Source organism: Dubosiella muris, assembly GCF_004793885.1.
Lineage (GTDB): Bacteria > Bacillota_I > Bacilli_A > Erysipelotrichales > Erysipelotrichaceae > Dubosiella > Dubosiella muris.
Genome location: NZ_SRYG01000016.1, coordinates 1 through 19,936, shown reverse-complemented (window position 1 = coordinate 19,936; position 19,936 = coordinate 1). Strand labels below are relative to the sequence as shown.

The following is a 19,936-nucleotide window of genomic DNA, read 5'->3' as shown; positions in this document are numbered from 1 at the left end:
TAAAATCTTTTTTTATTGATTTCCCGCCAAAAAAGCGAAAAAGGTTCTCTCGATTTCCGTTGTTATTCGGTCTTCAGCGCCTTGGTTTGCTCCCAGGTAAATTGCGGATCCCCGAAATGTCCATAGCAGCTTGTCTTTTTGTAAATCGGCTTGCGCAAGTCCAGCTCCTTTAAAATGTTGTCGACGTTGAAATTAAAGTTTTTCTCCACGACCTCCAGCAGCTTTTCATCGCTTAGTTTACCGGTTCCAAACGTGTCGACGCAAATACTGATTGGCTCGTTTTTTCCAATCGCGTACGACACTTGCACTTCCGCCCGTTTCGCCAAGCCGGAAGCGACAATACTTTTCGCGACGTACCGGCAATAGTACGCTGCCGAACGATCCACCTTGGTTGGATCTTTTGACGAGAAGCAGCCACCGCCAATCCGTCCGCGTCCGCCATACGTGTCGCAAACGATTTTTCGTCCCGTCGTTCCGGAATCGCCAAAGCTTCCGCCTACCACGAAGCTTCCCGAAGGATTGATAAAATATTTGGTGTTTTCATCCAGCCATTTCGCGTCGACGACGGGCGCGATGACCTCTTCCATCACAAGCTTTTTGATTTCTTCCTGACTTAGCGACGCGTCGTGCTGCGTCGAAACCACGATCGTGTCGATTCGCTTTGGCTCGTCGTCCACGTATTCCACCGAGACCTGGGTCTTTCCGTCCGGTTTCAAAAGCGGATTGTTTCGACGAACCTTGGCCAGCTGCATCGCCAGCTGATGCGCGTAGTAAATTGGCATCGGCATGAATTCTGGTGTCTCGTCGCAAGCGTAGCCAAACATGATACCTTGGTCGCCCGCGCAAATTTCCTCCTTGTTGACGGCGTTGTGAATTTCCGGAGACTGCTCGTTCACAACGACGGTCACGTAGTAATCCTCGTCGTACCCGATTTTTTTGATTGTATCCAGCGCGATTTTTTCATAATCAATTTTCGCTTTTGTGTTGGCCTCGCCATACACGAGCACGAAATCATCTTTGATTGTCGCCTCCACCGCCATGTTGGAATCGGGATCCTGGGCGAGGGCTTCGTCAAGAATGGCATCCGCGATTTGATCGCAAATCTTGTCTGGATGGCCTTCCGTTACACTTTCACTTGTAAAAATATAGTTTTTCATGTTTCCTCCTGTAAAAAACGCATGCCCGGAAGCATGCGTCAAAGAACGGTACTTCTTATCGGTGTTAGCAGGACCACCTTAATTTGCATCAGGTTGGTGTGAGGTCGCCGAGCTAACTCTCTACCTCATCTCTTGATAATTGATCAAATTGTGCCTTTATTTAAACAAAATCCGCCCGGATTTTCAATCCTTTTTCTCGTTCAAATCGCGGATATATTTTTTCAGCATCACAAAACGGGCGATTCCCAGCAAAAGAACGCCAATCCCGATATAGAAAATCGGCATTCGATCCGCCAGCAAGCCAACCGCGCCGATCACGATTCCAAGCCCCGCCAGCTGCAGCTGGCGGAACAGGACTTTCATTTCATCGCTCATTAGCGAACAGTCGTGCCATTTGGCATGTCTTTGGCCACACTGACAAAGCTAAGATCCTTGTCGTTGGCCGCGCAAAGCAGCATGCCTTGCGATTCGACTCCCCTCAGCTTGACAGGCTTCAAATTGGTGACGACGATCACTTGTTTTCCCACAAGCTCTTCCGGCTTGTAGTGTTCGGCGATTCCGCTCACCACTTGCCGCACTTCGTCGCCCAAGTCGATTTGCTCCACGAGCAAACGGTCCGCCTTCGGGTGCGGCTTGCATTCGATAATCGTGCCGACTTTCAGCTCGACCTTCGCGAAGTCGTCAATCGTGATTTCAGGCTTCTTTTCATTGGCGACCGGTTCGACTTTGGCGTCTTTTTTCTCGGCTTTTTCTTTCGCTTTCTTTTCTTTGGCCTGATCTTTTTCAAGCTGTTCGAAAAATTCCTTTTCATCAATACGGGCGAATAAGACTGGCGCTTTCTTCACGACATGGCCGCCGGTTTCCAAATGGCCAAACGACTCAGTCGATTCCAGCGACCGCTGCCCGGTATTGAGCATGTCCAAAATCTTTTCGCTCGTTTCCGGCAGGAAGCTTTCCAGCAACACCGCCGCGATTCGAATCGACTCCAGCAAATTGTACAATACCGTCGCCAGCCGCGCGCGATCCTCTTCGTTTTTCGCCAAGACCCAAGGCGACGTTTCATCAATATACTTATTGGTCCGGCGAAGCAGTTTGAATATTTCATCCAAAGCGGCGCCCACTTGCAGGTCTTCCATCTTTTCTTCGACTTTTTCCTTCGTTTCCAGAGCGGTCGAAATAAGCCCCTCATCCACCGGATCGTAAACTTTCGGGTTGGTAATTTCCCCGTCAAAATACTTGTTCACCATGGAAATCGTGCGGGAAACCAGATTGCCTAAAATATTGGCCAAATCCGAATTGATCCGCTCAATAAGCAATTCCCACGTAATCGTTCCGTCGTTGGCAAACGGCATCTCATGCAGGCAGTAATAGCGTACCGCGTCGACGCCAAAATAGCGAACGAGCTCTTCGGCGTACATGACATTGCCTTTCGATTTTGACATTTTGCCATCGCCAAACAACAGCCAAGGATGACCGAAGACTTTCTTTGGCAGCGGCAAATCCAGCGCCATCAAAAAGATTGGCCAGTAAATCGTGTGGAAGCGCAAAATATCCTTTCCGATAATGTGCGTCGCCGGCCAGTATTTTTTGAACTGGTCCGACTGTTCCTCGGCTTGCGCGTCGTATCCAAGACTTGTGATATAGTTGCTCAACGCGTCGACCCAAACGTAAATCACGTGTTTCGGATCGAAGTCGACCGGCACGCCCCATGTAAAGGACGTTCTGGATACGCAAAGATCTTGAAGTCCCGGACGCAAAAAGTTGTTCAGCATTTCGTTTTTGCGCGATTCCGGCTGAATGAAATCCGGATGCTCCTCAATGTATTGAATGAGCCGGTCCGCGTATTTCTGCATATTGAAGAAATACGCCTCCTCTTTGGCTTTTTGAACGGGTCTGCCGCAATCCGGACACTTCCCGTCCACAAGCTGGCTTTCAGTCCAAAACGATTCGCAAGGGGTGCAGTACCAGCCTTCGTATTCGTCTTTATAAATGTCGCCTTGCTCGTAAAACCGCTTGAAAATCTTCTGGACCGCTTTGACATGGTCTTCGTCGCTGGTCCGGATGAAATAATCATAGCTTGTGTTCATCAAATCCCAGTTGGCGCGAATCGTTCCCGCCACGTCGTCGACAAACTGCTGCGGCGTGATTCCCGCTTCTTTCGCTTTTTCCTCGATCTTGATTCCGTGCTCGTCGGTACCGGTTTGAAAAAACACGTCGTATCCCTGGGCCCGTTTGAATCGCGCGATCGCATCCGAAAGAATGATTTCATACGTATTTCCAATGTGGGGACGGCCAGATGTGTAAGCAATGGCCGTAGTTAAATAATAAGGTTCTTTTGTACTCATAAAGGAACTCCTCTCTACTTTGTCATGTCCGCCGCTTTGGTAAAGATGCGAACGAGCGCAAGACCTTTATCCGGGCAGTTCGTTACGCCCAGATCGCGTCCAGGCCGGTTCGGGCCGTGGAAATCGCTTCCGGCGGAAACGAATAGTTTATTTTTTTGAACAAGCCGCAGCAACGCGGTCATCGTCTGTTTTTGAATCGCCGGCGAGAAGCACTCGATTCCATCCAGACCCAATCCGATCAGCTCCTCGATCGTGTGGTCGTCGATGTAGTCCAAATGCCAGCTGGACAAGATCGCGATGCCGTTGGCGTCGTGGATCGCGTCGATGATTTCTTCAGCGGAAGGATATTTTCCTTCCACGAAGCATGAACCGCTTTTACCGAACACGTCGTTTTTAAAACGGGCCATCGCCTCTTTCTCGTTGGCGCAGCGATCCAAATATTTTGTCACAAACGGTAGTTTCCGCGTTTGCCGATTCCGGAAAACCATCTCCGTGATTTGCTGCGCGGTAATCGTCTGGAACCGGGAATTGGACATCAGGGAATCGAGGTCGATGACGATGCCCGAATACTGTTCGAACTTCTTCACCCGTTCAATCGACATTTCCTTTTCGCGACGCAACGATTCCTGCTCCAAAACGTTGAAGATTTCCTGATTCCAGTCAATGTAGTAGCCCAAAATACGAAGCCGCTCGCCATTGTACTGACAATCAAATTCCACGCCTGGAATGTACTGGATGTCGTACAGTTTCGCGAATCGCGGAGCGGCCGCGTTGACGCGGGCGCAGTTATGGTCGGTAATCGAAATCGTTTCCAGTCCCAGTTTTTTCGCCTGCTTGAAAATCTCCTCCACGTCGTAGTAGCCGTCGTCGCTGTAATTGGAGCGAATGTGCAAGTCGATCGGCGAAACGTCCAGCTCCTCTTTTTGTTTTTTGACTGCGGGTTTTCTCTCCTTCGCCGGCTCGGCTTCCGCTTTCTCCCGAATCTCGATGTTCGTTTCCGGATCGCGGACTAAAATCAGCTTGAAAACGAGATCGAAGATCGTCTGCTGGTTTGGCATGGCCAGCGCGCACAATCCGTTGAGCGCCCACCATCCAACCATACCGGTCGTCTTAAAGAAAAAGCCAAGCACCATTGTCGGCACGCCAAAGCCGAAAACCTGCCGCATGATGAGCGTCAAAGGCGAAGCTTCCCGCTTGTTCCGGCCCACCAGGCGCAATCCCATCAGGGAATATCCAATCGTCTGCCCTTGAAAGCGGGCCGTAACGACCGAAAGAAGGATCACACACGTGACAAACAGCAACGCGTACATTAAGTAAAACAGCAAATCAAAAAAATGGGGCGGGATCAACCCGCATAAAATGAGCAAAAACTCAATAACCCAAATATAGACAGGAAGAAGACAAATATTCACATCGATCAAAAAAGCGAAAAAATGCGCTTGATAATCTTCAACAGTTCGCGTGAGAGGTTTTGCGTTTTTATATCCGCCGTTACGGTATAGCTGGGCTCTTTTCAGCATTAGCCCAATATATTGTTTGATTGAGTTCATTTCTTCACAAACCTTTCTGCTATCTTTTATTATATAAAAAATAACGAACGAAAAAAAGAGTCATACGACTCTCTTTAGAATTCTTTTCGTTTTGTGAACAAATAGCCAAGCACAGCGCTCGCCAGACCACAAAGCAAACCGTAAAGACCGGCATGGGTCGTCGTCGCGGTGTTGATTCGCGGAACAAGACGCCCCGGTGTGACAGCCGGCGTCGCAAACTGGATCGACTGCGCTTCCTGCAGCAGCTTCTGATACGACTTTCCGCCTGCGTTTTGTAGCTTGGTATTGACCGCCTCTTTATCCGAACGGCTCAATTTATTCCAGGAAGACAAACCGGAAATGATTTTGGTGTAATTGGCGCCAGTCGCGCTTCGATACATCATTCCGCTCTCGCTGGCATACGTGGCGATAAATTCATCCGCAGCGCTCGACGACTTGGGCGTCGGCTCTTCTGTTTTCGATACCGCTTCGTTTTTCGCCACGGTCGTTTCGGCCGGCTGCGCTACCTGCGGCGCGGCTTCGACCGGCAAAACCGGCGCTGCGGCTGTCGGTAAAACGAGCTCTTGCTGCGGCTGCACTTCCGGTTCGAAAGCGGCTTGCGCCAGCAAGGAAGTTTTTGGCTCGGCACCAAAAGCCGGTTCGGCGTTCTCGCTCACGAAAGCGAGCGTCATCGGCTGGAAAGCGGTTGGCTGCTCAACCGGATCTTCCGGCGTCTCGAGTGTCTCCTCGTCTGGCTCAGTTTTCTCGACAGATGGCAAATCCGGATTTTCAGCCGGCTGCTCCGGGGTCGGCGCAGGCGCCGGTTGCTCAAGTGGACCAGGCTGTTCTTCCGCTGGTGTCTGCGGTTGCTCAGCCGGAGCCTGTGGAGCAGGCTGGACCGGAGTCGGATCGACTGGCTGTTCCGGCGTCGGATTTTCAGCCGGTTGTTCCGGAATCGGCGTCGGTTCCGGCGTAGGCTGCGGGTTCACCGTCGCGGCTGCCTCTTGTTCCTTTTTCGCGTTTTCCTCGTCGATTTTCGCCTTGACCTGATTGGCGGCAGCCACCAGGTCGTCATAGGTTGTCAGCGTAATGACGCCCAGACCCGGATTGGCTTTCGCCTGCGCGATCCGTTCGCCAAACTTCGTTTTGACATCTTGCTGAAAAGCGGCGGAAAACGCAGGTAGTTTTCCCGCGCCCTCCAGCACGATCGTATAATTGGTTTCATCTACCCCTGTGATGAGCTGCGGGGTCGTTTTCGGTTTTGCGGTGGCAGGATCCATGATGACGGCTTTCGTCACCGGATCAAGTTGCTGGATCTGGATCGAACAATAAGTGTCGATAAACTGATCGGCCGTTGTGATGACGGTCGGATCTTGCACGACGACTGTTGTCAAAGTTTCCTGAGCCGTTATCGGCATCCCGGCGGTGACGGTGCCCATTCCAAGCATCGTGCCGGCCATGGTGATCCACAATCGTTTGTTCATACGCTCACATCCTTTCTGCGCACACACTTCATTGTATCAAGATTTAAATCAGATTGCTAGCTCCAATAGTTTTTCACAAATTCCCGCGCTTTGTAGTCGCTTTGCGCCAGCTGCTCATAATCCGGATCCTGTATGTATTCGACGTGCTCCAGCGCTTTTTGGATGCTCGTTTCAATGTCAAGAAATCCGATTTTCCCGCGCAAAAACATTTCCACGGCTTGTTCGTCGGCACCATTGAAAATCGCTCCGGCGTTGCCTTCCTTTTCGCCCGCCTCGTAGGCGACGCGCAGCATCGGAAAGCGCGCCTCGTCCATTTGCCGAAAGTGAAGATCCCTCGTTTTCGTCATATCCAGCGGCTTTTCCTCTTGGAGATCGAGTCGTTGCGGATAAGCCAGCGCGTACTGGATTGGCAAACGCATATCCGCGCTTCCAAGCTGTGCCATCACGGCGTGATCCGCAAATTCAACCATCGAGTGCACAATGCTTTCCGCGTGGAGAACGACGTCGATTTGCGAAAAAGGCAAGTCAAACAAATAATGGGCTTCGATGACCTCAAAGCCTTTGTTGACCATCGTTGCGCTGTCAATCGTGATCCGTTTTCCCATATTCCAATTTGGATGGGCCAGCGCCTGCTCGACGCTTACATCGCGCAGCTGGCTGCGGTCGAGATCCCGGAAGCTGCCGCCGGAAGCCGTAATAATCAGACGGGACACCTCCCGCGTCGTATTGCCTTGCAGGCATTGAAAGATTGCGCTATGCTCCGAGTCGATTGGATACAACCTGGTCTTGGTTTCCTCCAGTGTCTTGCGTACGAGCGCGCCGCCCGCGACTAGACTTTCCTTGTTGGCCAGCGCCACGTCGACGCCTTTGTTGAGCGAGGCGAGCGTCGGCTTCAACCCTCGAAATCCAACGGTCGCGTTCACCAGCAAGTCGTAATCGCAGTTCTGAATGCACTCTGTCATATTGTCCTCTCCGACAAATGTTTTTTTTCCTTCGAACGCCGTTTCGGGCGCGACCGCCATTCCAACCACTTGAATGCCCGGATGGCGGGCGACGATATCGTGAAGCGCTGCTTCGCTCGTTCCGGCGCTGACACCTACGAGTTCAAATAAATCGGGGTGCTGCTCGATGACGTCGATGGTCTGCTGCCCGATGGACCCCGTCGCCCCCAGCAATAATATTTTTTTCATAGTGATCTCCTTTGTTTTTTGATTTTATTATACGTCAATTCGACGCAAAAAAAGAGGAACTTGTCGTTCCTCTCAAAGGATTGTTTTAGTCGAATGGAATTGGAGTCAATCCCCAGATTTCATTGGCGTATTCCCGAATCGTCCGATCGCTGGAGAAATAACCGGATTTCGCGATATTGACCAGCATCATCCGCGCCCAGCGCGAGCGATCCTCATACATCTGCTGCACAAGGGACTGCGCGTAAATATACGCTTCGAAGTCCGCCAAAACGAAGAACTCGTCGTTGCGAAGCATCAAATCGTTGTAAATTTGCTGGAACTCGTTTGGATCGTTCGACCATGTGTTGTTTTTGAGGCTCTCGATTACCTCGCGGATATTGGCGTTGTTGTTGTAGAGATTCCAAACATTGTAGGAGTTTTCCTTCCGCAATTCGTTGATATCTTCCACGTGGAGGCCAAAGATTTCCGCGTTGTCGTAACCGACTTGCTCTACGATTTCCACATTTGCGCCATCCAGCGTACCTAGAGTCAGCGCCCCGTTCATCATATATTTCATGTTTCCGGTTCCGCTCGCCTCTTTGCCGGCGGTCGAGATTTGCTCGCTGACATCGGCGGCGTTCAACAAGATCTCGGCCACGGAAACCGAATAATTCGGAATGAACACCACTTTCATGAACCGGGAAATTTCCGGGTCGTTGTTGACTTTGTCCGCGACCATGTTGATCAGCTTAATAATTTCCTTTGCCAACGCGTAGCTTGGCGCCGCCTTGGCCGAGAAGAAGAACGTTCTCGGATAAATTCGGAAATTCGGATCTTTTTTCATCCGCAAGTACAAATGCATGATGTGGAAAATGTTGAGCAGCTGACGCTTGTAGGCATGCAAACGCTTCGCCTGGCAGTCGAAAATCGAGTCAATATCAATGTCGATATTCAGCGTATCTTTGACGTATTTAGCCAGTATTTCCTTGCGCTCCCGTTTCACTTGCATAAAGCGCTCCTGAAGACGAGGATCGTCCACATGCACCATAAGTCTGGTCAGCTGTTCCGGATCCTTGATAAAGCCGTCCCCGATCGTGTCCTCGATCAACCGCGCCAGCTGCGGGTTGGAGTACAGCAGCCACCGGCGATGCGTGACCCCGTTGGTTTTATTATTGAAACGTCCCGGATACAACCCGGCGAACGCGCTCATGACATCGTCAATCAAAATCTGCGTATGGATCTTGGCCACCCCGTTGACGCTGTGGCTGCCCACGATCGCCAAGTGAGCCATATGGACCTGATTGTCTTTTAAAATGCCGACTTGCGAAGCCAAATAGCCTTTTCCCTGATGCTCGATCTCATAGCGGAACCGGCGGTCGATTTCCTCGATGATCATATATACGCGCGGCAAAAGCTCCCGCATCATATCTTGCGGCCATTTCTCCAACGCTTCCGCCATGACGGTGTGATTGGTATACGCCACGGTCCGGCGTACGATATCCCACGCTGGATCCCAGTCGTAGTTGTAGTCGTCCATCAGTACACGCATCAGTTCCGGAATCACAAGAACCGGATGCGTGTCGTTCAGCTGAATTGCCACTTTTTCCGGTAAGTTGTCCAGGCTTGGGTACACGCGCAAATGCGATTCAATGATTTGGTTGATGCCCGCGCACACAAAAAAGTACTCTTGTTTTAATCGCAGTTTTTTTCCATCCGTTGTGGAATCGTCCGGATAGACGTTGGTCGTCAGCGCCAGTACGTCATTCAAATACTTGCTTAAATTTCCGGACTGTACCGAGTCTTCGTCGACTTCGGCATCCCATAAGCGCAAAGTGTTCGTGGTCTTTGTATGATATCCCACGATCGGCTCGTCATACGGAACGGCCCGCACGACAAAATCCGGCGCGTACTCCATGTGGAATTTCCCATTATAATCCATGTACGCGTCGATCTTGCCGCCAAACTTGACTTGCACGGCGTGTTGCGGTTTCCAGATCTCCCAAACGTTTCCGTTTTTCAGCCAGCAATCCGGCAACTCGACTTGACGGAAGTTTTCGATTTTCTGCTTAAACAAACCGTAGCGGTAACGAATACAGTTTCCATTCCCCGCCAGATCCAAAGAAGCCAGCGAATCCAGGAAGCAGGCGGCAAGACGTCCCAGTCCACCGTTTCCCAGTCCGGCATCGCTTTCCATTTCCTCCAGTTCGTTAATACTCAATCCGCATTCTTCCAATCCGTCCTTTACCACATCATAAAGTCCGAGATTCATTAAGTTGCTCGTCAGCAACCGTCCCATCAAAAACTCCATAGAAAAATAATAGAGCTGTTTGGTATGCGATTTCTTGATCGCATTCTTCGTCTCTTTCCAATGAATGCCGGCGTAGTCGCGAATCATCTCCCCCAATACGACATACCGCTCCACTGGATACGTGTCTTCAAAATCCCGACCATATTGCTCAGATACTGCCAGTTTAAAGCTTTCGACAAACTTTTCTTTCGAACTAAAATTCGACATAAAATTCCCTCCTGTCGTTAAATTATACCAAGAGAATCCCATAAATCAAACATTTTCCCCAAGATTCATCGAAAAAAAAGAAGGAAAAGAAGAAATATTTATTCAATTTTGACAACGGGAAAGTGCCAGCGGTATCCTACGCCCGTCACCGTGTCAATATAGGGCTGTCCCCTATACGTCCCTAACGCTTTTCTGAGCCGGCTCACGCAATGCGACAGCGCGTTATCCATCGCACCGCGTTTGGTAATCATCATCAATTCCTCGCGGGATTTTGTTAAGCGATAATCCAGAACCAGCCGTCTTAGCAAGGAAAACCCTTCGCGCTTGATGGATAGCTCCACTCCTTCGCGCCACACTTGTCGGGTATTCAAATTGATCAGCAGATCCGCGCTCCGAAATAAAACGATGGGTTCTTCGATTTCCAAAAAAAAGACGAAGATCCGCTGGTCGTTGATTTGCCACTTCTCGATATTTCCGTTTGGGTATTGCTGTGTGACATTACGACATAAAGAAGTATTCCATGGAATCACTAAATATTTAGGAATCTTTTTCTCTTGTTCTTCCATTTTGTTTTTCTCCTTGTTTATGATTTCAATGATACGCATGGATATATTTATATGCAAGCCATTGGATTAAAAATAAAAACAAAAAAAGCGCACAATCACGCTTTTGATACAAAATCCTGGATCTGGATAATTTTCCCCGCCGGATTTAAGGTTACGATCGAAACGAACCGGTCCTCGTTTTTTAGCCCGATGAGCGCGGCTTTTCTGCCTTGCACGATTGCTTCCTCGTAGCGAATCAAAAAACCGTCGAAGTGCTCCATGCCAACATGGGCGTTTCCGCGTTCGTCAACATGAATCACATTCAAATCAAACCAGTTTTTTTCAAGCGACTCGTTTTGATTGACCGCCTCCTGAAAGGAAACGAGGCTGGAAGGGTTCCCTTTTTCCTTTTTCTTTCGCCCGATCCCAAAATCAAAAGTGCCTTTTTTCCGGTCGAGATCGCGACGGGTGGCAAAATCCTTCATGGACTGCTGCTGGTGGACATAGCGCGCGTAACTCTCCCGCACGTGGGATGGCGTGCCGGCCGCAAACTCGATGGATCCATCTTCCTTCTCGGTGTAATACTGTTTGTATTTCCGCCACTCGTACATGGAATAATCGAAACTCATTCTTCTTCCTGCAAGTCGATGCTTGGAAATTTAAAAACTTGCTCTCCTTCCCGGCTCACTAAGTATTTTCCTCTGGCGATGTACTCTACGTAATCGGGATTGGAAAGGTTCTTTTTTGTCGTTTCCAGTTCCTTTTTTTCATCATCCAGCTTGGCGGATTCTTTCAAGTTGTTTCGAATTTCGCTTTTCAATGCGAACGTCGTCTGAATCTCCTGGCTTCCAAAGTAAATAAGACTGAACGAAACAGCCAACAAAGCGCATGAAATGAAATATCGCTTGAATCTCGACATTTTTTTTCTCTTTTTTACCTGTTTCATCACTCCACTCCCTCATCTGTTTTTTATAGTATACCATCATTTGATATACATTGCCAAAATGGCGATGTCGCTTGGATTGATTCCGGAAATCCGCGAAGCCTGTCCCAAAGTCAGCGGGCGAATCGCGTCCAGCTTTTGCCGCGCCTCCAAAGACAAGTTGTCCATTTTTGAATACTCGAGATCCTGCGGAAGCTTTTTGGCTTCCATGGCCTGCATGTGCGCCGCGTCCCGACGGGCTTTTTCAATATAGCCCGCGTATTTCGTGTCGATTTCCACCGCGGTTGCCACTTCCTCATCATAATGGTCTGCCGTGATCGCCTCCAGCAGCGAAAGCGTGATTTTCGGCCGTTTTAATAGTTCCAGAGCGGAGCATCCATGCCGAAGCGGATCGTAGCCCAGCCCGGCCAGCCGTGCATTGATCGCCGCATCCGGCTTGATATGCGTTTCGGCCAATGCTTTTTTCGCCGCGTCGATCTTTGCCATTTTTTCCTGAAACTTCTCATAGCGGGCATCCGAAACCAAGCCAACCGCATGCGCCTTTGCCAGCAGTCGCTGATCGGCGTTATCATGCCGAAGCAGCAACCGGTATTCGGCTCTCGACGTTAAAAGCCGATACGGCTCATTGGTGCCTTTTGTACTTAAATCGTCAATCATGACTCCGATATACGCTTCGTCACGCCGCAAAACCAAAGGCTCCTGTCCCGCCACCTTCAACGCCGCGTTCGCTCCCGCGATCAATCCTTGTCCGGCCGCCTCCTCATAGCCGCTCGTTCCGTTCACTTGCCCGGCGGTAAACAAGTTTTCCACGACTTTGCTTTCGAGCGAAGGCTTCATTTGCAGTGGATCAATCGCGTCGTATTCGATCGCGTACGCGTATTTTTCAATGACGCAATGTTCCAGACCCGGCAAAGAATGCACCATCTTTTCCTGGACTTCGCAAGGCATGGAAGTCGAAAAGCCTTGAATGTAAATCGTATCCAGCTCTTTTGACTCGGGTTCGAGAAAAAGCTGATGGCGCGGTTTGTCGGCAAAGCGAACAAGCTTGTCTTCAATGCTCGGGCAATACCGGGGTCCCACGCCTTTGACAAGTCCCGAATACATCGCCGAGTCTTCCAAATGATTTAAAATGATTTCGTGCGTTTCCGGCGCGGTGTAAATCAAATGGCATATCTCCTGTTCAGAGAAAGGCAAAACATCTTCCGGCCGCGTCGTTTCAGAAAACCGCAAAAAGGCGTCCGTTCCCGGCTGCTCTTCTCCTTTGGAAAAATCAATCGTTTCTTTTTTTACCCGGCATGGGGTTCCTGTCTTTAACCGGAAGGTTCGGATCCCGGCTTCGCGCAGACTCTCCGATAACGAGTCGATTGTCGGCTGCTCTTCCGGTCCGCTCTTCGTCGCGGTATGACCGCGCAAAACACTGGAAGTCATATAAGTTCCCGAAGTCAGCACCACTGTTTTCGATGGAATAACCGTCCCGTCGACACACTCGATTCCTTTCGCTTTTCCTTCCTCGATCCAGACGCGGGCCGCTCCTTTTTCGAGGATATCCAAGTTTTCCTGCTGGAGAAGCGCTTCTTTCATGAATCGCTTGTATGCGATTTTATCGCTTTGCACGCGTAGCGACCAAACACCCGGCCCTTTTGTCGTATTCAGCATCTTAAACTGGAGGGCGGTTCGATCCGCGGCAACAGGCATGATTCCGCCTAACGCGTCGATTTCACGAACAACGATTCCTTTCGCCGGTCCGCCAACACTCGGATTGCAGGGCATGGATCCGACCATATCGAGATCCATCGTAACGAGCGCGGTCTTTTTTTTCATCCGGGCAGCCGCCATGGCTGCCTCAATGCCCGCGTGGCCTCCTCCGACAACAATCACATCGTACATGTTTAAGCCTTCTTTCTAACAAAATGCGCATTCAAATCCAAGTGGAATACCGTTTGCGGAATTTGCATCAGCGCCGTAAACGCGCCATACACGCCGACGGCAATCAATCCGTTGATTGCCAGTTTCACAAAACAAAGCCAGCGGGATCCTTCGGTTCCGTCCAGTCCGATCCAATTCAAAACCGACGCGGTTCCCCACAACAAAAAACAAGCGAGAATCTCAAGAATAAACTTGTGAATCAATCCTTTAAACTTGATTTGGTATACACGGCTCGCCTCTTTCAAATTCGAATAAATCAAATACGTCGCGCCAATCAACGAGGAAAGGATCGCGCCAGGATATCCGACAAGCCACATCAGCGGCACCATGAGCACGCCTTTGATAATCGTATAGTAGAGGAGCCGTTTCAAAACGTGCCGCTGCAAACCAAGCGCCATCATCAAATTGGTAATCACCGGTAAAATCGTTCCGGTAAACGCTTCAACCGCCAGCCACTTTAAAATCGACGTGGACAGTTCAAGATCCGCGCTGGAAAACATGACGTAGTTAATCGGTCCCGCATACACGAAAATACAAAAAGAAAGCATAAAACCAATGTACAAAATGATATTCAGGCAATCCAGCACATTGCTTCGCACAAGCTTCATATTTCGGTTTTCTAACGCCACTGTGATGTGCGGAATGAGCGCGGCTGTAAAACCCGGCGCCAAAATCATTGGAATCGCGATAATTTTCGTACCGGAAAAGTTAAACCCGGCTAAAATCAAATCGTATTGTTCCCCGTATCCTTTTAACTGCAATCCGATTGGAAGCAGCAAAGAATTGTAGAGCGAGTCACTATAGCCAAGAACCGCCACAACAAAGTACGGGATCGCGAGCAAAATGAATTCCCGAAATAGTTTTTTTGCCGGTACCGCTTTGGTTTTTTGCATTTTCGCCTGCTGCTGGATGGCCGGCATCTTTTTTTTATCGAACGCGATAATTTGCGCCAATCCGGCAATCGCCGCCACGACCGTACTGGAAACAGAGGCATACAAAGCCCATTTCCGTTCCATGCCTAGCACATACACGCAAAGGCAGGAAACACTCAACAAAAATCCAACACGGAAAATTTGCTCAAACGTTTGTGAAAACGCGTATTCTTCGATTTCTTTCCGTCCTTGCACAAAACCACGGAAAGCGGACAAAACCGGCACGAGAAATAAAGCGATGCTCAAAATACAAAGAACGGTCTGCATCGTTTTCACGTCGTTTCCATCGCTAATGACATGGGCGAGCGGATAGGAAATGAGCATCATAGTGACCATTCCGATAAATCCCGTCAAAGATAAAAAGGAAATCGAGATCCGTTTGATGAGCAGAATGGTCTTCGCGTCCCCACGCGTCGTGTATTTGGCAACGAGCGTGGCAACCGCAAATGGGAAACCAGCGCTAAATATATTTAAAAAATAGGAATAGAAAGTGTACGCCGTTCCATAAAAGTTTGTATATTGCGCTGAATCCAAAATGGAATTGAGCGGACTGACATAAAAAAGGCTGATAAGCTTCGCGAAAAAATAACCGCCGGTTCCAATCAATCCACTATATATAATTGATTTTTTTACATTTTCTTTTTGCATAGATACTCCTTCAGCTTCCCATTATACCATACTCTTTTTTCTCCCACATGAGAAACAAAAAATGTCCGGCAGACCAGACATTTTAATTTCGATTGTTGCCAAAAGGAACCATGCTCAGCAACGCGCCTATCGTCCCTAACGCGATCAGAAAGATTTTTCCCTCCATTTGACTAAACCAGCCAAACAAAGCGCCAAGCACAGGAACATGGAAACGAACTTTGCCAATGAGATCCGTATACGCCACGGGCTCCATGTCTTCCTGCGCGTTGGCATCCCCCTTTGTGATCAGCTCGTGGTTTTGTTTTTCATTTGCGACCACACGGTGCGTGACGACCGAATCGCGATGCAAAAACGCGATCACATCCCCGGGCTGCAAAGTTTCCGGCGCTTCATAACGTACGCCAATCAAGCTGCCAACCGGTATTTGCGGCGCCATGCTGCCACTGACGACATTAAACATTTCTATGCGAAACAAACCGGGAACGACCATCGCCAGTCCGCATAAAATGACGATCGCCAGCAAACCGTTTCCTAACCCGCGAATCCATCCGAGCCTTTTTTGTTTTTCTTCCGATTTTCTCATCTTCATCTATCCCCTTTACGAAAATTACGATACCATCATTGTCCTGGATTGACAACTAGCGCTTTTCTTTCCTTATCATCGTTCTATTTCTTGATTCTTTATCTCGTTGAAAATACAATAAATAAAAAGGAGAGAGAAACTATGAAACACATTGTTTTAATTAAACTCAAAGATCGTACCCTTGAAAATCAACAAGCCGTCGCCGCGATCTTAAAAAAAATGACGACAAAGACCATTCCGTATGCCGATTCTTTTTTTGTCGGAGAGGATTTTCTAGATTCTGAGCGAAGCTATGACGTTCTCCTGGAAGTCGAACTCCAGCGTCAGGATTTGGAACGCTACGCCAACGATCCGTTTCATGTGACTGTCAAAAAAGAATTCGCGCCCTATATGGATCACTCGGTAACGATTGATGTGGAATAGCATCCCGATTTGCACGTCCGAACAAGCCAGATTGGCAGATCAAAAAGCCATTTGCGACTATGGGATTCCCTCCCTCGTTTTGATGGAGCGCGCCGCCCTTGGCTGTGTCGAACGCATGCAAAGCCACATCCATCCAAACGATACAGGTTTGATTGTCTGCGGGCCGGGAAACAATGGAGCCGATGGCTTGGCGATTGCCCGCCTGCTTTCGGAACGCGGTTTTTTTGTAAAAATCGTCCTGCCCGATTCAAATCAAATGTCTTCGGATGAGAAGGTCCAGCTCCATATTGTGCAAAAACTGGCGATCGAGGCTTGCCCCTTATCCGCTTGTTCGTTGGAACCGTTGCTTCATTCGTGCGACTACATTGTCGACGCGATTTTCGGCTCGGGGCTTTCCCGGGCAATTCACGGACAATGGTACGAAACGATCGCTGCCATCAACGCCTCGGGCCGCCCGGTTTTTTCTATCGATATTCCAAGTGGTCTTGACGGGAATACGGGGATTGCACAAGGTATTGCGGTGAAAGCGGCGCATACCTTTGCGCTCGATTGCGTCAAATGGGGAGAAATCAGCCCGGAGGGCGCCCCTTATTGCGGGATGCTCCACCGTGTGCCGATAGGAATTCCAAGTGTTTTGCATGAGAAAGAAGCCAAGTGGCTCTCAAAGTCATCCCTTTGCCAAAAAATCCCAAAGCGGAGCCCATTTCAGCACAAAGGGGCTTTTGGCCGGGCTCTGATGATTGGCGGCAGTCCGCAAATGCCTGGCGCCGTTTCCATGGCTTCTTCGGCTTGCTTTCATAGTGGAATTGGCTTGCTTAGCGTATTCGTTCCGGACTCGATTCAGACGATTTTGCAAACCCGCTCGAGCCTGATCATGACGATTGGCGCCGAAGCGTCGAAAGATGGCTTTTCTCTGACCGCATACCAACAGCTTCAGCCGATTCTTTCCCGATTTGATGTTTTGTGCATTGGCAACGGAATGGGGAAAAGCCCTTCCACAGACGCGTTGCTTCAGACTGCTCTTAGTTCCGACGCCACCGTCGTGATTGACGCGGACGCGATCGCTTCAGCGGGACAGCATCCATTCTGGCTCGATCGGGAAGCTCCCGTCATTTTGACGCCGCATATCAAGGAAATGAGCGACTTGACCGGTCTTTCGATGCAGGAAATCAAAACACGTCCTTACAAAGCGGTGACTTCGTTTTGCGCCGCGCATCCGAATTGTGTCTTAGTTTTGAAGTCGTGCGCGACAATCATCGGTTATCGAAATCAGCTTTCTGTTTTGTTTTCGCCAAACAGCGCGCTTTCCAAAGGAGGCTCGGGTGACGTCCTCGCCGGAATTGTGACCGGCCTTTCCGGATGGATCAAAGATCCTTTCCTGGCTGCGCAATTCGGTGTTCTCGTGCATTCCATGGCGGCGAAGCAAGCAGCAAATCCGGTTAGTTTTACGGCGCTGGACCTCATTCAAAATTTAGATTTTGTTTTCGAACAATTCATAAAATAAAAGCGATCGAAATTTGATCGCTTTTTAATCGTATTGCAGACGTAAATAATATACCCGGGAATCAAACATCTTCGTATTGAACCCGTAGCTCTCCAAATCGCCAGAATCACCTGTCCAATCGTTGTTTAAAAAACACTCAAGGGCAGGCAACTGGTCTTTTTCGATTTGAAAAGACGCGTAAAACTCGATACAGTCGTTCAAACTTGGCTGCTCGCGATCGGGCGAAAACGAGATATCGGATATTCGCTTTTTAAGAATTTCCTGAATCGCACGAACATCTTGAAGAGAGCCTTTGACTACAACGTAAAGAATCGCTTTCATTCCTACGCCGCTTTCTCAAGTACATACTTGCAAAGTTTTTTCAAATTAGCGTCGTTGTTCAAATTCGTGACTTTGCCAAGTGAAAGATTCAGCGCGGCAAGCACAATTTCGTCTTTTTCCACCGCGATATTCAACGTTCCGGCTGCGTTTTCATAAAAAACGTCGAATAAATAGCTTGTTCGCTCTCCTTGCGTTTCTTTGGAGCGTAAATTGCACTGAAAAGCATCCTTGTTTTTGAGAATGATTCGTACAACGCCGACACCGGATAATGGTAGTGGTTTTGCCATAATCGTCTATCCTTTCTGTGCCTCGTATGTGATCTGAATGCCGAGGCTTGTAAATAGCGATAAATCCACATTGGATACCCGCGAAGTGATGTGAGCCTGGGTGTTTTTTAAAGCCGACAGCTGTTCCAGCGCTTTTCGGGCATTGGGATTTGTTCGCGCACTAAGCGAAAGGGCAATGAGCATTTCATTGGTATGCAGTCGCGGATTGACGCTTCCAAGATAAGCTGTTTTCAACGTTTGAATCGGGCTGAAGGACTCGACGTCAATCAGGATTTCCTCATCGGGAATATTGGCCAAATATTTAATGGCATTCATCACAATCGCCGCGCAAGGTCCCATAAAATCACTGGTTTTCCCGGTGACAATCGCACCGTCTTCCAGCTCGATGGCCCCGGAAAACGTCTTTGAACTTTTCTCTTTTTCATAAGCCGCCTTTACGCAAGGGCGATCCATTGGCGTAATACGGGCTTGCTGCATCAAAAGCTCTTGTTTCTTTAGTTCCTCTTCCGAACACTGGTCATTGACGTACCGTGTTTTCGTCGCGAAATAGCGACGAATAATTTCCTGATTTGAAGCGTAACGGCACGCTTCATCGTCTGAAATGCAGAGTCCGGCCATATTTACTCCCATATCTGTGGGTGACTTATACGGACTCATTCCGTAAATTTCTTCAAACATATGTTGAAGAACGGGGAAAATCTCAATATCCCGATTATAATTCACCGTGATTTCGTTGTAAGCCGACAAGTGAAACGGATCAATCATATTCACATCGTTCAAATCGGCTGTCGCCGCTTCATAAGCGATGTTCACCGGATGGTTGAGCGATAAATTCCAAATCGGAAAAGTTTCAAATTTTGCGTACCCCGCTTTTACCCCGTGACAGTTTTCATGATAGAGCTGAGAAAGGCAAGTCGCCATTTTCCCGCTGCCCGGTCCTGGCGCCGTCACGACAACAAGCGGACGGCTCGTTTTGATGTAGTCGTTTTTGCCAAAGCCTTCCTTTGAAATAATTTTCTTCGTATTCGTTGGATAGCCATCAATCGAATAGTGGCGATACACAGGTATTTTCCGGCGTTTTAATTTTGTTTCCAGCTGTTTGGCTTCCCGTTGACCAGAATAACGGGTAATGACAACAGATCCCACGTACAAGCCAATACAAGTAAATTCATCAATAAGCCGCAACACTTCCTCATCATAGCTGATTCGCAAATCCGAACGCATTTTGTTGTCATGCAAATGGTTGGCATTGATAGCAATCACAATTTCAGCTTGATCTTTTAATTGTAAAAGCATTTGAAGCTTACTGTCCGGCGCAAATCCCGGGAGAACCCGGCTTGCATGGTAATCATCAAAGAGCTTCCCGCCAAATTCCAAATACAATTTATCGTCAAACTGTTCGATTCGTTCCCGAATATGCTGGGATTGCATGGTTAAATACTTTTCATTGTTAAATCCAATTTTCACATTATTACCCCTTTGCTTTTCAGATTATAACATTGTTCTCTGGAAGGAAGCCAGTATATTTTTTATAGATTCCAAAAGACGAAAACAAAAAAACCTCGCCAGTGGCAAGGTGGTCGTTCGATCTCTCAAAACCAGAAACACGCCTTCTTTCTCTTTCC

18 protein-coding genes are annotated in these 19,936 nt (G+C 48.9%); 2 read left to right on the top strand and 16 right to left on the bottom strand.

Annotation, left to right across the window (positions count from 1 at the left end; all coding sequences use genetic code 11):
• Positions 1 to 62: 62 nt before the first annotated feature.
• From metK to E5336_RS08095, 13 genes are all read right to left on the bottom strand, one after another.
• Positions 63 to 1,157 carry a methionine adenosyltransferase gene (gene metK, locus E5336_RS08155; RefSeq protein ID WP_135980627.1) on the bottom strand — a complete coding sequence of 365 codons (1,095 nt, stop codon included), beginning with the start codon at positions 1,155 to 1,157 and terminating at the stop codon, positions 63 to 65.
• Positions 1,158 to 1,340: 183 nt separating this feature from the next.
• Positions 1,341 to 1,532: a hypothetical protein gene (locus E5336_RS08150; RefSeq protein WP_135980626.1), complete on the bottom strand. Its 192-nt coding sequence runs from the start codon at positions 1,530 to 1,532 to the stop codon at positions 1,341 to 1,343.
• The gene (gene metG, locus E5336_RS08145; RefSeq protein WP_135980625.1) at positions 1,532 to 3,502 is read right to left on the bottom strand and encodes a methionine--tRNA ligase; all 1,971 of its coding nucleotides are present in this window, start codon (positions 3,500 to 3,502) and stop codon (positions 1,532 to 1,534) included. Before metG ends, E5336_RS08150 begins: the two co-directional genes overlap by 1 nt.
• 14 nt (positions 3,503 to 3,516) lie before the next feature.
• A complete protein-coding gene (locus tag E5336_RS08140) occupies positions 3,517 to 4,923 on the bottom strand; it encodes a PHP domain-containing protein (RefSeq protein ID WP_370278769.1) in 1,407 nt (468 codons plus the stop codon).
• A gap of 203 nt (positions 4,924 to 5,126) precedes the next feature.
• Positions 5,127 to 6,515: a hypothetical protein gene (locus tag E5336_RS08135; protein WP_135980623.1), complete on the bottom strand. Its 1,389-nt coding sequence runs from the start codon at positions 6,513 to 6,515 to the stop codon at positions 5,127 to 5,129.
• A 56-nt stretch (positions 6,516 to 6,571) separates the two neighbouring features.
• Positions 6,572 to 7,705: a 1-deoxy-D-xylulose-5-phosphate reductoisomerase gene (gene dxr, locus E5336_RS08130; protein WP_135980622.1), complete on the bottom strand. Its 1,134-nt coding sequence runs from the start codon at positions 7,703 to 7,705 to the stop codon at positions 6,572 to 6,574.
• An 85-nt stretch (positions 7,706 to 7,790) separates the two neighbouring features.
• On the bottom strand, positions 7,791 to 10,199 hold the full coding sequence (locus E5336_RS08125) for a glycogen/starch/alpha-glucan phosphorylase (RefSeq protein ID WP_135980621.1): 2,409 nt from the start codon (positions 10,197 to 10,199) through the stop codon (positions 7,791 to 7,793).
• Between the two features lie 98 nt (positions 10,200 to 10,297).
• A complete protein-coding gene (locus E5336_RS08120) occupies positions 10,298 to 10,765 on the bottom strand; it encodes a winged helix-turn-helix domain-containing protein (RefSeq protein ID WP_168353612.1) in 468 nt (155 codons plus the stop codon).
• Positions 10,766 to 10,860: 95 nt separating this feature from the next.
• Positions 10,861 to 11,373, bottom strand: a complete 513-nt coding sequence (locus E5336_RS08115) for a hypothetical protein (protein ID WP_135980619.1) — start codon at positions 11,371 to 11,373, stop codon at positions 10,861 to 10,863.
• Complete coding sequence (locus E5336_RS08110; protein ID WP_135980618.1) at positions 11,370 to 11,663, bottom strand: FtsB family cell division protein; 294 nt, start codon at positions 11,661 to 11,663, stop codon at positions 11,370 to 11,372. The genes E5336_RS08115 and E5336_RS08110 overlap by 4 nt, the downstream gene beginning before the upstream one ends.
• Positions 11,664 to 11,726: 63 nt before the next feature.
• Positions 11,727 to 13,574 carry a tRNA uridine-5-carboxymethylaminomethyl(34) synthesis enzyme MnmG gene (gene mnmG, locus E5336_RS08105; RefSeq protein WP_135980617.1) on the bottom strand — a complete coding sequence of 616 codons (1,848 nt, stop codon included), beginning with the start codon at positions 13,572 to 13,574 and terminating at the stop codon, positions 11,727 to 11,729.
• A 2-nt stretch (positions 13,575 to 13,576) separates the two neighbouring features.
• A complete protein-coding gene (locus tag E5336_RS08100; RefSeq protein WP_135980616.1) occupies positions 13,577 to 15,193 on the bottom strand; it encodes an oligosaccharide flippase family protein in 1,617 nt (538 codons plus the stop codon).
• Positions 15,194 to 15,275: 82 nt separating this feature from the next.
• Positions 15,276 to 15,776, bottom strand: a complete 501-nt coding sequence (locus E5336_RS08095; protein WP_168353611.1) for a signal peptidase I — start codon at positions 15,774 to 15,776, stop codon at positions 15,276 to 15,278.
• A gap of 141 nt (positions 15,777 to 15,917) precedes the next feature.
• Between E5336_RS08095 and E5336_RS08090 the strand changes: the two genes are divergently transcribed.
• On the top strand, positions 15,918 to 16,199 hold the full coding sequence (locus tag E5336_RS08090) for a Dabb family protein (RefSeq protein WP_135980614.1): 282 nt from the start codon (positions 15,918 to 15,920) through the stop codon (positions 16,197 to 16,199).
• Entirely contained in the window at positions 16,189 to 17,703 is a 1,515-nt protein-coding gene (locus E5336_RS08085) for an NAD(P)H-hydrate dehydratase (protein WP_135980613.1), read from the top strand. The genes E5336_RS08090 and E5336_RS08085 overlap by 11 nt, the downstream gene beginning before the upstream one ends.
• A gap of 24 nt (positions 17,704 to 17,727) precedes the next feature.
• Here E5336_RS08085 and E5336_RS08080 read toward each other — a convergent pair whose 3' ends face one another.
• From E5336_RS08080 to E5336_RS08070, 3 genes are read right to left on the bottom strand one after another with little or no spacing between them, the layout of a single operon-like run.
• Entirely contained in the window at positions 17,728 to 18,024 is a 297-nt protein-coding gene (locus E5336_RS08080; protein WP_135980612.1) for a hypothetical protein, read from the bottom strand.
• Between the two features lie 2 nt (positions 18,025 to 18,026).
• Positions 18,027 to 18,311 carry a hypothetical protein gene (locus tag E5336_RS08075; RefSeq protein WP_135980611.1) on the bottom strand — a complete coding sequence of 95 codons (285 nt, stop codon included), beginning with the start codon at positions 18,309 to 18,311 and terminating at the stop codon, positions 18,027 to 18,029.
• 6 nt (positions 18,312 to 18,317) lie between these two features.
• Positions 18,318 to 19,778: a DUF1846 domain-containing protein gene (locus tag E5336_RS08070; protein WP_135980610.1), complete on the bottom strand. Its 1,461-nt coding sequence runs from the start codon at positions 19,776 to 19,778 to the stop codon at positions 18,318 to 18,320.
• Positions 19,779 to 19,936: the final 158 nt, after the last annotated feature.